This window comes from Actinoplanes sp. NBRC 101535, assembly GCF_030269225.1.
Taxonomy (GTDB): Bacteria; Actinomycetota; Actinomycetes; order Mycobacteriales; family Micromonosporaceae; genus Actinoplanes; species Actinoplanes rectilineatus.
In genome coordinates this window covers 366,416-380,331 of record NZ_BSSY01000003.1, presented here as the reverse complement: position 1 = coordinate 380,331, position 13,916 = coordinate 366,416, and the positions used below count along the sequence as shown (strand labels likewise).

Genomic DNA, 13,916 nt, shown 5'->3' with positions numbered 1-13,916 from the left:
TTCAAGAACCCGGCTCGCTCAAAGACCCGCTCACTCGAAGCCCCGGCTCGTTCAAGGCTCAGGCCAGCAGCGCGTCCAGGCGTTCGGACTGCTTCTCCCAGCGCCACTCCCGCTCGACCCAGGCACGGCCGGCCTCGCCCATCGCGCGGGCCCGGTCCGGGTCGGCGAGCAGGCCGGCCACCCGGTCGGCGATGGCCGGCACGTCCCGGCCGCCGACCACATGGCCTGTCTCACCCTCGCGGACCGCGTCCGGGGCGCCGCCCGAGTCGCCGCCGACCACCGGCAGGCCGGTCGCGGACGCCTCCAGGTAGACGATGCCCAGGCCCTCCACGTCCAGGCCGGCGGCCCGGGTCCGGCACGGCATCGCATAGACGTCGCCGGCCGCGTAATGCTCGGGCAACTCCGGCCAGGGCACCGAGCCGGTGAACACCACGTCGGACTCGACGCCGTTCTCCCGGGCCAGCCGTTCCAGCGTCTTGCGATACGGTCCGCCGCTGACCAGCAGCAACGCCGCGTCCGGCACGCGGCGGCGGATCGCCGGCAGCGCCCGGATCAGCATGTCCTGGCCTTTGCGCGGCACCAGCCGGGACACGCAGACCACCACCGGGCGGTCGGTGAGGCCGTGCCGTTTGCGGACCGCCGACCCGTCCACACCGGGGTGGAAGGTGTCCACGTCCACGCCCGGGGCCAGCCGCCGCAGCTCGGTCAGCCCGTGCAGGGCCCGGTCCAGGCGGGTCCGCTGGAACTCCCCCAAGTACGTGATCACGTCGTTGCCGCGAGCGATGCGCCGCAGCGCGGACCGGGCGCCGGGCAGCGCCGCCCAGCCGATCTCGTGCCCGTGGGTGATGCCGACCGCCCGGCGGATCCCGGCGTCGCGCCGCAGGCCGTGGGCGAGCAGCCCGAGCGGGGCGGCCGCGCCGAACAGGACGGTGTCGCAGTCGTGCGCCCGGGCCAGTTCGGCGGCCCGTCTCGCCACCGCCGGAACCGGTAGCAGCATTCCCGTCTTCTCCCGGACCACCTCGAACGGCTGCTCGGCGTCGAACGCCTCGGCGCCGCGCCACGTCGAGGAGTAGACGACGAGCGAACCGGCCGGCCGGCGGACCGCCAGGTTGTGCACGAACTGCTGGATGCCGCCGGGACGCGGCGGGAAGTCGTTGGTGACGAGCAGGGTGCGGGACATCAGCGCTCGCCCCGGGCGTACGCGCGGGCCGCGGCCATCCGCTGCACGGTGGACGGGTGTGAGGCGAACATGGTGTGCTCCCAGGACGGTGGGTCGGGGTCGGCGAGGTTGACGGTGCCGAGGCGGTGCTGCATGGCTTCGAAGGTCTCCGGGGCGCCGGTCAGGTCCAGGGCGTGGATGTCGGCGCGGGCCTCGATCCGGCGGGAGACGAACGCCTGCGCCGGCCCGGCGACCAGCCCCGCGACCGAACTCACCACCAGGAGCAGGCCGATCGCCCGGGGCTCGCCGATGGTGTCGGTGCCGGCCAGCCGCAGCAGGCCGCTCCACCCACCGAGCAGGTAGAGCGCGACGACCGCGGCGGCGGCGCCGAGCGCGCCGATGATCGTGCCGGTGAGCACGTCGTCGTCCTTGGCGTGGCCGAGTTCGTGGGCGGCGACCGACACCACCTCGTCCGGTGTGGCCTCGGTGAGCATGGTGTCGTAGACGACGATCCGCCGGGTGGGGCCGAGGCCGGACACGTACGCGTTGACCGCCCGGGTCCGCCGGGACGCGTCGGCGACCAGCACGTCCCGGACCGGTACGCCGTCGCGGTCGGCGAGGGCGAGCAGTTCGGTCCGCAACGGTCCCTCGGCCATCGGGGTGAACCTGTTGAACACCGGCTCGACGAGCACCGGGAGGACGAACGAGAGCAGCACCACCAGGACGGCGGCGCCGGCCGCCCCGAACGCCCACCACCAGCGGGGCGCGAAGTGGGTGACGGTGAAGAAGCCGGCCAGCACGATCCCGCCGATGACCGCGCCGACCGCGTACGACTTGAGCAGGTCGAGGGCCCAGCCGCCCCAGCTCTGGACGGAGAGTCCGTAGCGGACCACGACGGTGTGCCGCCACGCCGCGAACGGCAGGCTCGCGAGTTCGAGCACGAGGACGACCAGCAGGCCGCCGAGCACCGCCCGGGCCAGCCAGTGGTCGCCGAACGGGCGGCCGGCCAGTTCGACGAGACGGGCGCCGAGCGGGGTGAGCCCGAGGGCCAGGGTGAGGATCAGGCCGGTCAGCATCCCGGCGTACCGGCCGGGACGCAGCTCACCGTGGAAGGCGCGTCCGCGCGCGACCTGCTCGGACGGCAGCCGGTCGAGTGCGGCGAGCTGGTCGGCGCGGGGATGGGGCGCGCGGTGCCAGGGCACGGTGGCCGCGGCGTACGCGATCAGGGCGCCGAGGAGCACCACCAGGGCGCACACCGCCCAGAGCCGGGGTGTCATGAGCGATCATCCTAGAGAACGCCGTCGCGTGATCACGCCACGTGGCGGTCGGCCTCCGATGCGGGTGTCTCCAGGATCTCCACCTCGAACCCGGCGAGTTCGAACACCTCGATGGCCCGGAGTTCCTCCCGGGTCAGGTCGGCGATCCCGTCCGGCGTGTCCCGGAGCACGCTGATCAGGCATCCGGTGCATTCGCCGGTGCGCTCGGCGCACCGGCCGCAGTCGATGATCATCACCCCTCCGCAGCAGTCAGGCCACTTTCGGTGACCATCACGCTAAGCGATGGGTATGACATTTTCCGAACGAGCGTTCGACCTCAGGAGCGGGAGAGGCGGCGGACCAGCGAATCCGCCCCCATCGGGTACGCCCCGTGGCGGCGCACCCCGTCGGCCACCTCGCGGTCGGAGGAGACCACCACCACCGGCCTGCCCGGCGGCTCGGCGCGGACCAGCTGACGGATCAACTCGTCGGCGGTCATGCCCTTGCGGGAGAAGAGCACCCGCACCCCGCGCGGTGCCGGCGGCAGCCCGTGCACCCGCTCGGCCCCGTCGAAGACCACGGTCACCTCGTCGCCGGTCTGCGCGGCGATCCCGCCCAGGCCGGTGATCAGACGTTTGCGCTGCTGCTCCAGGGACATGTCGGCGAAGCCGCGCTTGGTCACGTTGTAGCCGTCGACGACCAGATGCGCCCGGGGCAGGGCGAGCAGCTGGTCGAGGCGCCCCGGGTCGTCGGTGTCCTGGGCACGGGCCCGGGACCGCTCGGGTGCGCCCGGACGCTCCGCGGCGGCATCGGCCACGAAGTCGGCGGGCAGCTTGTCGGCCGGGCCGAGGGCGAGCTCCCGGCGCAGACCGCTGGCCGCCTGGCCGATCGTCTCGAGCAGCAGCCAGAGCCGGGCGTCGTCGACCGCCCGGGCATCCTTGACGGCCTGCTTGCCGGTGGCGGCCGTCGCCTCGGCGTCGGCCAGTTTGGCGCGCAGGCGGCGTACCTCAGTCTCATGATCTTGAACCGCGCGCGCGGCCCGGCCCTTCTCGGTGGCGAGCAGGTCGGCCGCGCGCTTCTGCGCGATGGCCGCCTCACGCAACGCCTTGGTCGACGAGCGGGCCTCCTCGCGCACCTGGTTGAGCTCCTCGCGCACCCGGGCCAGCTCGTCACGCAGCTTGTCGGCCTCGACCCGGGCCACCGCCCGGTCGTGCTCGGCGCGGGCGGCACGATGCTCGGCGTTGCGGATCTGACCGGCCACCGCGGCGCTGTCCGACTCGGCGCGGACCGCGTCACCGGCCGCATCGATCAGCTCGCGCCAGCTGTCCGGCCGGGCCAGGTAGGCCAGCGCGGCCACCTCGACCGGATCCGCGGCCGCCGGGGCGACACCGCCGGCCACGGCGGCGCCCAGGTCACCGGCGTCGGCCATGATCCGGGCACCGATGCGCTGCCGGAACAGGGGGTCGGAGACCAGCTGGGCGGCGATGTCCCGGCCACCGAGCCGGGCCCGGCGATTCGGTGCGAAGCGGGCCACCCGGCGCAGCGCGACCGGGATCTCGTCGGCGGGCAGGCCCGGGAGGGCAGCGGCGGAGAGATGCATGATCCGTTGTCGGACGGCTTCCGGCAGAACCGGCTCGGGCGCGTAGTCCGCATCCGACAGCTCCGCCTCCTCAGCGGGGCGGTCGGCGGGGTTCAGCGGCGCGGACATCCACCCATTCTCACACCGGCCCCGGGTGATTAGCCCGTCGGAGCAAGTGATCTTTTCTCCTCCGGCCTGGAGTTTCTGTCATACCCCGGGTCTAGGGTTGCCGCCCGTGACACATCCGGCCTACGTGCAGGGCACTCTGGACACGCTGCTGACCGCCGACGGGTCGGTCGATCCGGCGGCGCTGTCCCTGGCGGACACCACCTTCGTGGTGCTCGACCTGGAGACCACCGGCGGCGCTCCGGACGGCGGCGGGATCACCGAGATCGGCGCGGTCAAGGTGCGCGCCGGGCAGCGTCTCGGCGAGTTCGGCACCCTGGTCAACCCGGGTGAGCGGATCCCGCCGTTCATCACCGTCCTGACCGGCATCACCGAGGCGATGCTGATCCCGGCCCCGCCGATCGAGCGGGTGCTGCCCAGCCTGCTGGAGTTCCTGCGCGGGGCGGTGCTGGTCGCCCACAACGCGCCCTACGACGTCGGCTTCCTCAAGGCCGCCTGCGCCAAGCACGGGCATCCGTGGCCGCAGATGCGGGTGCTCGACACCGCGGCGCTGGCCCGGCGGGCGCTGACCCGCGACGAGGTGCCCAACCGCAAACTGGGCACGCTGGCCCAGTTCTTCCGGGCCGAGGTGACGCCGAACCACCGGGCCCTCGACGATGCCAAGGCCACGGTCGACGTGCTGCACGGGCTGATCGAGCGGCTGGGCAGCTTCAAGGTGCACACGCTCGGCGACGCGATCGAGTTCACCAAGGCGGTCACCCCGGCGCAGCGCCGCCGGCGGCACCTGGCCGACGGCCTGCCGCACGTGCCGGGGGTCTACATCTTCCGGGCCGCCGACGACCGCCCGCTCTACGTCGGCACCTCCAAGGACGTGGCGACCCGGGTCCGCAGCTACTTCACCGGCAGCGAGAAACGGGCCCGGATCTCCGAGATGCTCACCGCCGCGGTCCGGGTGGAGGCGGTGGAGTGCGCCCACCCACTCGAGGCCGAGGTCCGCGAGCTGCGACTGATCGCGGCGCACGCTCCGCCGTACAACCGGCGGTCGAAATATCCGGAGCGGGTGGTCTGGCTCAAACTGACCGCCGAGGCGTTCCCGAGGTTGTCGGTGGTGCGCCGGTTCGCCGAGGACGGTTCGACCCACCTCGGGCCGTTCTCCTCGCGGCGCACCGCCGAGCTGGCCGCCGCCGGGGTCTACGACGCCGTCCCGCTGCGGCAGTGCAACCACCGGCTCTCGCTGCGCTCGAAGACGCCGGCCTGCGCGCTGGCCGAGCTGGGCCGCTGCCCGGCTCCCTGCGAGCACGAGATCTCCCCGGCGGAGTACGAATTGCGCGCCGCCGAACCGTTTCGCGCGGCGACCTCGGGCGATCCGGGACCGGTGATCGACGCGATCCTGGCCCGGATCGAGACGCTCTCCGAGCGGCAGCGTTACGAGGAGGCGGCGGTGGTCCGCTCCCGCCTGATCGCGCTGCTGCGCGCCCTGATCCGGATGCAGCGGCTGGACGCGCTGACCCGGCTGCCCGAGCTGGTGGCGGCCCGCCGCGACGGCAAGGGCGGCTGGGAGATCGTGGTGGTCCGGCACGGACGGCTGGCCGCCGCGGCCACCTCCCCACCCCGCGCGCACCCCCGCCCGACCCTCGACGCGGCCCGGCTGACGGCCGAGACGGTCCTGCCAGGACCCGGGCCGGTGCCGGCCGCCACGGCGGAGGAGACCGAGCGCATCCTGGCGTGGCTGGAGCGGCCGGACACCCGCCTGGTGGAAACCTCCGGCGACTGGGTGTCACCGGCCCGTGGCGCGGCGCGTTTCAGTGCCCTCCTCACCAGGGCGGAAGCGGCCTCTTCGACACAAGACTCGACCGTTCGCCTATCGGTAACTGACCGTTCGGATGACGCTCGCTCGCTTAGGCTGTAAGGCACGCGCACCCTAGCGGTGATTCGCCTCATTTGCGGCCCGCCACCTTTGGCAGACAGGCACATTCGGTGATTCGCTTAGGGGACGAGAGCGCGAGGCGACTCCACGCATCAGGTGGCGCGTGGACGATCGGTGAGGGGGTGTCCGAGTGGACGTCGACGCCGGCCACGGCGCCGCACTCGGTCGTGCCATGCCGACCGCGTCCAAGGCAGGACACTCTCCGGAGCTGAGCTTCACACGCCGGCTGCGGTCACTGCTCAGCTTCCAGAACAACGACGACGACCCGGTCGCCACGTTGGCCCGGACGCATCGGAGCATCCATCCGTCGGCCGACGTGGCGCTCCTGCGGCGCAGCTACGCGATCGCCGAGAGCATGCACCGCGGCCAGTTCCGCAAGTCCGGTGATCCCTACATCACCCATCCGCTCGCGGTCGCGCAGATCTGCGCCGAGCTGGGCATGGACACCACGACGCTGGTCGCCTCGCTGCTGCACGACACGGTCGAGGACACCAGCTACACGCTCGAGGCGCTGCACGGCGACTTCGGGCCCGAGGTGACCCACCTGGTCGACGGCGTGACCAAGTTCGACAAGGCCTACTACGGCAAGGCCGCCGAGGGCGAGACCATCCGCAAGATGATCGTCGCCGCTGGCAAGGACGTCCGGGTCCTGGTGATCAAGCTGGCCGACCGGCTCCACAACATGCGCACGCTGGGTGTCCGCTCCCCCGCGTCCCGGGCCCGGATCGCCACGGCCACGCTCGACGTGCTCGTCCCGCTCTGCGACCGGCTCGGCATCCAGGCCCTCAAACGCGACCTCGACGACGTGGTGCTCTTCCACCTCGAGCCGGACTCCTACGCCCGCATCGACGAGCACGTGACGAACCGGCCCGGCTGGGCGGAATACCTGACCGACGTCTCCGCCAAGGCCCGGGTCGCACTGCGCCGCCAGCGGGTGACCGCCGAGGTGTCCGCCCGCCCCCGGCACTACTACTCGATCTGGAAGGACACGGTGGCCGGCGGCCACTCCGTCCCCTTCGACCTGCCCCGCATCGCGGTGGTGGTCGACGGCCCGGACACCGACTGTTACGCCGCCCTCGGCGCGATACACGGCCGGTGGCGCCCGGTGGCCGGCCGGTTCAAGGACTTCATCGCCTCGCCGAAGAACAACCTCTACCGCTCCCTGCACACCACCGTGGTGGGGCCCGAGGGGCGACTGGTCGAAGTGCTGATCAGAACCACCACGATGCACCGCTTCTCGGAGTACGGCGTCGCCACCAGCTACCGATATCCCAAGACCGCCGACGAACCACCGGGCGCCGACCAGCTCACCTGGCTCAAGCGAGTACTCGACTGGCAGCAGGACGCCACCGACTCCGCCCAGTTCCTCGACTCGCTGCGATGTGACCTCGCCGAAGGCCAGATCACCGTCTTCGCCCACGGCAACGCCTACGAACTCCCCAGCCAGTCCACGCCGGTCGACCTGGCGTACGAACTCGGTCCCCGCCAGGGTGACCAATGTCTGGCCGCGACCATCAACGGCCGCCTGGCCCCCCTCGCGTCCCCCCTGCGCGACGGTGACGTCGTCGAGATCTTCTCCGAGTCCGAGGGGCACACCGAACCGGCGACCAACGAGCCCCGCGGCCCCCGCAAGGAATGGCTCGGCTTCGTCAAGTCCAGCCAGGCACAGATGCAGATCAACCGCTACTTCGACGAGAAGAACGAGCCGGGCATCAGCATCGCCGACAAGGTCCGCCTGGGCCGCGCCACCATCGGACTGACCCTGCGCAAACACGATCGCGGCCTGGCCAGCGAGGTGCCGCTGCGCCGCCTCGCCGAAGAACTCGGCTACCCCGACCTGGAGACCCTGCTGGTCGCCGTCTGCGAACGCAGCCTGGAACCGGACACCGTGGTCGAGCAGCTCATCGCCCTGGTCGACCACCCGGACTGAGCGTTTCGCGCCGCACCGTTAGCCTTACCGCGTGAACTTTCCTCGGCAGTTACGTGGCCTCGCCTACCAGGCTTTCTACGGGCTGCCGTTGCCGATACGGCGGCACATCGCCCGCGCCGTCTCACCGAAATACCTGGTCGGCGCGGTTGTCGTGGTCCGCGACTCGGAGGCCGAGGCCCCCGGGCGCATCCTGCTGCTGCGCCAGCCGCCGGGCCGCGGATGGGGCCTGCCCGCCGGGCTCCTGAAGAGCCGCGAATTGCCCGCGGTGGGTGCCGCACGCGAGCTTTTCGAAGAATCCGGGGTACGCGTGGAGCCCGGTGACCTGACCCCCGGCAATCCGAACGCGATCGTCCACCCGACCGGTGGCGTAGTGGACACCGTCTGGTTCGCGGCGGTGCCGGCGTCCCGGACACCGCTGGAGGTCGACGGCGGCGAGGTGATCGAAGCCGCCTGGTACGCACTGGACGATCTGCCGAAACTGACCTGGCCGACGGAACGGCTGCTCGGGGTCTACGGGATGGGGCCGCGGGCCGGCGAGTTGCCGCCGTCCATCACGGCCGGTGGGGCGTATGAGGCGCCGGTCCTGTCGCTCCCGTCCACATCGCCGTCCACTTCGCCGTCTTCTCCGCCTCAGTCGTCCTCTTCCGCTCCTCCGGCCCAGTCGGCTCCTCCTGCTTCGTCGGCTCCTTCGGACGGTCTCCAGTGACGGCGCCGGCGGTGTCGGTCTGCGGCGTGGTGCTGGCCGCCGGCGAGGGCCAACGTCTGCGCCCCCTCACAGCCGCGGTGCCGAAAGCCCTCTGCCCGGTCGGCAACCTGCCCCTGCTCGACCACGCCCTGCGCCGCCTCGCCGGCCTCGGACTGTCCGAACCCGATCAGATCGCCGTGAACGCGGCGTACCTCGCCGACCAGGTCGTCACCCACGTCGGCACCCGGGCGCACCTCTCCGTCGAACCGGACGGCCCGCTGGGCACCTCTGGCGGCGTGGGGCGCCTCAAGTCCTGGATCGACGGACGCGGGGTGCTGGTCGGCAACGCCGACGCGTACCTGGTGGACCCGGCCCGCAAACCGGGCGAGGACATCGCCGCCCTACTCGACGGCTGGGACGGCGAGACCGTCCGGATACTCACCAAGCCGTGCTTCCCCGGCGTGACCGGCGGTTTCAGCGGCCACCGCTTCGCCGGCTTCTCCCTGCTCCCGTGGCGGTACGTCCGCGACCTCGACGACAAGCCGGAGAACCTGGTCCGGACGGTGTGGCGCCCGGCCGAGGCGGAAGGCGCCCTGGAGTTGATCGGCTACCAGGGCTTCTACCTGGACACCGGGACCCCGGCCGACTACCTGGCCGCCAACCTGCACGCGGCGGGCGCCACCGACCCGGCCCTGAGCACTCCGAACGCCTTCAGCACCGGCCGTGACCTGATCGCCGCCCTGCCGCCCCACCCCGGCGCGTCCTCCCCCGGGTCTTCCTCTGTCGGGTCTTCCTCTGCGGGGCTGATCGATGCGACGGCCGTGGTGAACGGGCGGGCGATCGGGTCAGTGGTCGGCGCGGGCGCCCGAGTGGACGGTCAGGTCACCCACAGCGTCGTCTGGCCCGGTGCCGTCGTCGAGGCGGACGAGTCCCTCACCCGCGTCGTCCGGGCCCGTGACGGCCTCACCATCCCCGTCCCCTGACCGCCGCGTCCCGGCCCTCTCAGCGGCGACCGAACCGCTCGGGGCCCCGAAGCCGCGCCGGTCGCGCCGCCGGGAACGTCCCGAGCCGCCGTGAACCCACCGCCTGAGCATCGGCCGACGCCGCCCGCGGGCCGGGCGGCTGCGACTCACGCCGACGGCCGGGTTCGATGTCCTGTGTGCCGGGCGGTTCACCAGGGCATAGCATGGTCGCGACCCCGTACCGACCTCACAGCCGAGGAGCCCGCAGGTGAACACCGCGATCGTCCACATCGACTGCGCCACCGACTCGATCCCCGAGGTCGCCGAGGCGTTGGCGGCCCTCGACGGGGTCAGCGAGGTCTACTCGGTGGCCGGCAACGTCGACCTGATCGCCATCGTGCGGGTGCCGCGTTTCGACGACATCGCCGAGGTCATCGCCGGCCGCATCTCGAAAACCCCCGGTGTGATCAACACCGAGTCGCACATCGCGTTCCGCGCCTACTCCAAGCACGACCTGGAGGACGCCTTCGCCATCGGCCTCCCCGACGCCGACTGACAAGACGCGAGACCGGCCCGGCACGGGACTGACAGGGCCCAGGTCTGCTGGTCGAGACGCTGGGCTGGGGGGAAGACAACAACCGGGAAAAGGCGAAGGGCCCGCCGGAGCGGGCCCTTCGGTGAAGCAGTGGTGCAGCGGTCAGCGACCGGACTTGATCTCTTCGCGCTTCTCGCTGCCGATCGGTGCCGGCGAGACCGGCACGTCGGCCGGCTTCTCGACCGGGAAGAAGAAGCCCTTCACTGCCGGGGCGAGGGCGCCCAGGCGGTTCATCTTCTTCGGGACGACCCAGCCCGCGTATTCCAGCGGGATCGGGTGTCCGTGGTCGTCGACCGGGCCGAGCGGCTGGTGCACCTCGACGAACGCGCCGTTGGGGAGGCGCTTGATGATGCCCGTCTCCACGCCGTGCGCCAGGACCTGGCGGTCGTGCTGCTGGAGGCCGAGACAGATCCGCACCGAGATGTAGTACGCCAGCGGCGGCAGGATCAGCAGGCCGATGCGGCCGGCCCAGGTCATCGCGTTCAGGCTGATGTGGAACTTGTCGGCGATGACGTCGTTGCTGCCGGAGATGGTGGCGACGATGAAGAACGTCAGCGCCATCATGCCGATGCCGACGCGCTCCGGGTTGTCGCGGGGCCGCTCCAGCAGGTTGTGGGTGCGGTTGTCCTTGAGCTTCCGGGCTTCCAGCCACGGGTACGCCATCGGCAGCGTGAACAGTGCGCCGAGGCCGACCACGGCGGGCCAGAACATCGGCGGGAGGCTGTAGCCGTTGCCGATCGGGATGTAGATCTGCCAGTTCGGCATGAGCCGGACCAGGCCGTCCATGAACATGACGTAGAAGTCGGGCTGCGACGCCGACGACACCTCGGAGGCACGGTACGGCCCGAACAGCCAGATCGGGTTGATCTGGAACATGCCGGCCATCAGCGCGATCACGCCGAAGACCGCCATGAAGAAGCCACCCTGCTTCATCGCGTAGCGGGGGAACATCCGCTCGCCGACCACGTTCGTGTTCGTCCGCATCGGGCCCGGCCACTGGGTGTGCTTCTGCTTGAACACGATGCCCAGGTGGACGCTGATCAGGGCGAGCAGGATGCCCGGGATGAGCAGCACGTGCGCGATGTAGAACCGGCCGATGATCAGCTCGCCCGGGAACTCGCCGCCGAAGACCGCCGCGGAGATCCAGGTGCCGACGACCGGGAGGGCCAGCATGATCGCCGAGGCGATGCGCAGACCGGTGCCGGAGAGGCCGTCGTCGGGGAGCGAGTAGCCGGTGAAGCCGGCGAAGAAGCCGAGCAGGAAGAGCAGGACGCCGATGACCCAGTTGATCTCACGCGGCTTGCGGAACGCGCCGGTGAAGAAGACACGGGCCATGTGCACGATGATCGACGCCATGAACAGCAGCGCCGCCCAGTGGTGCATCTGGCGCATGAAGAGGCCACCACGGACCTCGAACGACAGGTGCAGCGACGACTCGTACGCCGCGGACATCATGGTCCCGCGGAGGCCGAGGTATTCGCCGTCGTAGGCGACCTCCTTCATCGACGGGTCGAAGAAGAGGGTCAGGAACACGCCGCTGAGCAGCAGCACGATGAACGAGAAGAGGGCGATCTCGCCGAGCAGGAAGGACCAGTGGTCCGGGAAGACCTTGTTCAGCAGAGCTCGCAGCGGGGTGGCGGCCTGAAAGCGGTCGTCCACACCCTTGGCGAACTTGACCGGCGCATCGGCCAGGTCATTCTTTCGGCTTTTCACGGCCGCTCCCAGAAGTCGGGTCCGACGGTGTCCTTGAAGTCAGACGCTGCCACAAAGAATCCTTCCTCGTCCACCGTCAGCGGCAGCATCGGCAGACGCCGGGTCGCGGGTCCGAAGACCGGCTGCGCGTTGTCGGTGATGAGGAACTGCGACTGGTGGCACGGGCAGAGCAGGCGGTTCGTCTGCTGCTCGTACAGGCTAGCCGGGCAACCGGCGTGCGTGCAGATCTTGGAGTAGGCGACGTAGTTGCCCCACATCGACCCCACGTTGCGGCCGTTCTTGTCCTCTTCGGCGTTCTTGCGGGTCTCGGCCGCGTCGTCAGCCCGGAGGTGGATCAGCAGCGTCGGCGAGTCGGCGTGCTGGTTGGTCGTGCCGTGCGGGATGCCCGGGTAGACCGTCATCTGGCCGCCGGCGCTGACGTCGTCGGGACGGATCGGCGTGCCGTCGTCCCGGATCAGCCGAACCGGCTTGCCGCCGTTGTTCGACGGGTGGAACCCGGTGGTGTACATCATCGGGTGCTCGCCCTTGTGCGGGTTCTCGATCAGGCCACCGACCAGCGGGGCCGCCGCGGCCAGGCCGAGCGGCGCCAGGCCGAGACCGATCGCGCCCTTGAGGAGCGGGCGGCGCTGCACACCGAGCTCGTCCGCGACGAACATCATGGTCTGGCCGGTGATCAGGCGGTCCTCGTCCGATGAGGGCTCACCGTGGCGCTGCTGGATCGAGAGCTCGTGCGGCAGCAGCTTCTTGGCCCACGCCAGGATGCCGAAGCCGAGCGAGAGCAGCGAGATGCCGAGGGTGATGCCGAGGATCGGCGTGTAGTAGTCGCTCAGCGTGTGGCCGAGCTCCCACTCCCAGGGCCAGACGATGTAGAACACCAGGAACGCCAGGCCGGCGATGCCGGCGATGACGAACAGCAGGGAGATGTTGCGGACGACCCGCTTCTCCGCCTTGGAGTTCTGACCGTGGAACTGGGACTCGTACGTGACGATCTCGATGTCGTCGCGCCGGAGTCCCTCCTTGACGATGTCGAACCGCGTGAGGTGCGGATCGAGGACGTCGACCGGCTCGGCGCCGGTCTGGTCCGCGTGGTGCGTAGTCGTCATGACTTCCCCGCAATCCAGAGCGACGTGAAGACCAGCAGCGTGATACCGACCAGGAAGATGGCCATGCCCTCAGTCGACGGCCCGTAACGGCCGAGGTTGAAGATGCCGCCCGGGTCCTTGTCCTCCTGGAGCTGCGCGGTGATGTAGGTGATGATCTGCTTCTTCTGCTCCGGCGTGAGCTGGTTGTCGCCGAAGACCGGCATGTTCTGCGGACCGGTCAGCATCGCGGCGTAGATCTGCTCCGCCGTCGCGTCGCTCAGGCTGGGCGCGAACTTGCCGGACGAGAGAGCGCCGCCGCCGCCGCCGAAGCCGTGGCAGGAGGTGCAGTTGACCCGGAACAGCTCGCCACCGCGGGCCAGGGCCTCCGGGTTGCTCTCGAGGTTCTCGACGAGCGAGCCCGTCGGGATCTCCGGGCCGCCACCGAGCTCCTGCACGTACTGCGCGAGCTGCTTGGTCTGGTCCTCGTCGAACTGCGGCGTCTTCTGCTCGGCCTGGGCCTCCTGGCGGGCCATCGGCATACGGCCGGTGCCCACCTGGAACTCCACGGACGCGGAGCCGACGCCGATCAGGCTCGGGCCGCGGTCCTCGACACCCTGGCCGTCCCTGCCGTGGCAGGTGATACAGCTGTTGTCGAAGAGCGCCTTGCCCTCCTGCGCGGCAGCGGAGAGCTGGACGTTGTCCTCGGCGAACGCGCCCGGCGTGAAGGCGGTGTACACGCCTCCGGCGAGCACGAGCGCGGCGAGCATGCGTACCGCTGCGCCGATCCGCCGGCGTGCCCGGCTGGGCGCGGAGCGCCGCCGGGAGAACACCCGGGCACGCCTACGGGCGGGGGTGTCAGAAGTCATGGGCTATGTCCCTCTGGTGTTGAAACTTCAAGCTCG

The 13,916-nt window shown here is 70.9% G+C and carries 11 protein-coding genes and 1 pseudogene; 5 read left to right on the top strand and 7 right to left on the bottom strand.

Annotated elements, in window-relative coordinates:
• Nucleotides 1–58: 58 nt before the first annotated feature.
• The 4 genes from QSK32_RS10750 to QSK32_RS10735 all read right to left on the bottom strand — a co-directional run bounded on the left by QSK32_RS10750 (nucleotide 59) and on the right by QSK32_RS10735 (nucleotide 4,123).
• A complete protein-coding gene (locus QSK32_RS10750; protein ID WP_285471792.1) occupies nucleotides 59–1,180 on the bottom strand; it encodes a glycosyltransferase family 4 protein in 1,122 nt (373 codons plus the stop codon).
• Nucleotides 1,180–2,436: a M48 family metalloprotease gene (locus tag QSK32_RS10745; RefSeq protein ID WP_285471791.1), complete on the bottom strand. Its 1,257-nt coding sequence runs from the start codon at nucleotides 2,434–2,436 to the stop codon at nucleotides 1,180–1,182. Before QSK32_RS10745 ends, QSK32_RS10750 begins: the two co-directional genes overlap by 1 nt.
• 32 nt (nucleotides 2,437–2,468) lie before the next feature.
• A complete protein-coding gene (locus tag QSK32_RS10740; RefSeq protein WP_045744622.1) occupies nucleotides 2,469–2,669 on the bottom strand; it encodes a hypothetical protein in 201 nt (66 codons plus the stop codon).
• Nucleotides 2,670–2,752: 83 nt separating this feature from the next.
• Nucleotides 2,753–4,123 (bottom strand): NYN domain-containing protein, encoded by a 1,371-nt coding sequence (locus QSK32_RS10735; protein WP_083449261.1) that lies wholly within the window; start codon nucleotides 4,121–4,123, stop codon nucleotides 2,753–2,755.
• A gap of 106 nt (nucleotides 4,124–4,229) precedes the next feature.
• On the opposite strand from QSK32_RS10735, the gene QSK32_RS10730 reads away from it, so the two are divergent.
• From QSK32_RS10730 to QSK32_RS10710, 5 genes and pseudogenes are all read left to right on the top strand, one after another.
• Nucleotides 4,230–6,029, top strand: coding sequence for a DEDD exonuclease domain-containing protein (locus QSK32_RS10730; protein ID WP_045744592.1), 1,800 nt, complete (start codon nucleotides 4,230–4,232; stop codon nucleotides 6,027–6,029).
• Nucleotides 6,030–6,177: 148 nt separating this feature from the next.
• Nucleotides 6,178–7,977 (top strand): RelA/SpoT family protein, encoded by a 1,800-nt coding sequence (locus QSK32_RS10725; RefSeq protein ID WP_045744591.1) that lies wholly within the window; start codon nucleotides 6,178–6,180, stop codon nucleotides 7,975–7,977.
• 31 nt (nucleotides 7,978–8,008) lie between these two features.
• Nucleotides 8,009–8,530, top strand: a pseudogene (locus QSK32_RS10720) (NUDIX hydrolase); the annotation flags it as partial.
• A 149-nt stretch (nucleotides 8,531–8,679) separates the two neighbouring features.
• Nucleotides 8,680–9,645, top strand: coding sequence for a nucleotidyltransferase family protein (locus QSK32_RS10715; RefSeq protein WP_285471790.1), 966 nt, complete (start codon nucleotides 8,680–8,682; stop codon nucleotides 9,643–9,645).
• A gap of 247 nt (nucleotides 9,646–9,892) precedes the next feature.
• Nucleotides 9,893–10,180 (top strand): Lrp/AsnC family transcriptional regulator, encoded by a 288-nt coding sequence (locus QSK32_RS10710; RefSeq protein ID WP_185040226.1) that lies wholly within the window; start codon nucleotides 9,893–9,895, stop codon nucleotides 10,178–10,180.
• A gap of 141 nt (nucleotides 10,181–10,321) precedes the next feature.
• Here the strand turns inward: QSK32_RS10710 and qcrB are convergent, their stop codons facing one another.
• From qcrB to qcrC, 3 genes are read right to left on the bottom strand one after another with little or no spacing between them, the layout of a single operon-like run.
• Nucleotides 10,322–11,932, bottom strand: coding sequence for a cytochrome bc1 complex cytochrome b subunit (gene qcrB, locus QSK32_RS10705; RefSeq protein WP_045744587.1), 1,611 nt, complete (start codon nucleotides 11,930–11,932; stop codon nucleotides 10,322–10,324).
• On the bottom strand, nucleotides 11,929–13,035 hold the full coding sequence (gene qcrA / locus QSK32_RS10700) for a cytochrome bc1 complex Rieske iron-sulfur subunit (protein ID WP_045744586.1): 1,107 nt from the start codon (nucleotides 13,033–13,035) through the stop codon (nucleotides 11,929–11,931). Before qcrA ends, qcrB begins: the two co-directional genes overlap by 4 nt.
• Complete coding sequence (gene qcrC, locus QSK32_RS10695; RefSeq protein ID WP_045744585.1) at nucleotides 13,032–13,880, bottom strand: cytochrome bc1 complex diheme cytochrome c subunit; 849 nt, start codon at nucleotides 13,878–13,880, stop codon at nucleotides 13,032–13,034. The genes qcrA and qcrC overlap by 4 nt, the downstream gene beginning before the upstream one ends.
• Nucleotides 13,881–13,916 lie beyond the last annotated feature (36 nt).

Excerpts from the sequence above, each read along its gene's own strand:
- QSK32_RS10750 (WP_285471792.1), bottom strand. The coding sequence starts at position 1,180 with ATGTCCCGCACCCTGCTCGTCACCAACGACTTCCCGCCGCGTCCCGGC.
- QSK32_RS10745 (WP_285471791.1), bottom strand. The coding sequence starts at position 2,436 with ATGACACCCCGGCTCTGGGCGGTGTGCGCCCTGGTGGTGCTCCTCGGC.
- QSK32_RS10740 (WP_045744622.1), bottom strand. The coding sequence starts at position 2,669 with ATGATCATCGACTGCGGCCGGTGCGCCGAGCGCACCGGCGAATGCACC.
- QSK32_RS10735 (WP_083449261.1), bottom strand. The coding sequence starts at position 4,123 with ATGTCCGCGCCGCTGAACCCCGCCGACCGCCCCGCTGAGGAGGCGGAG.
- qcrA (WP_045744586.1), bottom strand. The coding sequence starts at position 13,035 with ATGACGACTACGCACCACGCGGACCAGACCGGCGCCGAGCCGGTCGAC.
- qcrC (WP_045744585.1), bottom strand. The coding sequence starts at position 13,880 with ATGACTTCTGACACCCCCGCCCGTAGGCGTGCCCGGGTGTTCTCCCGG.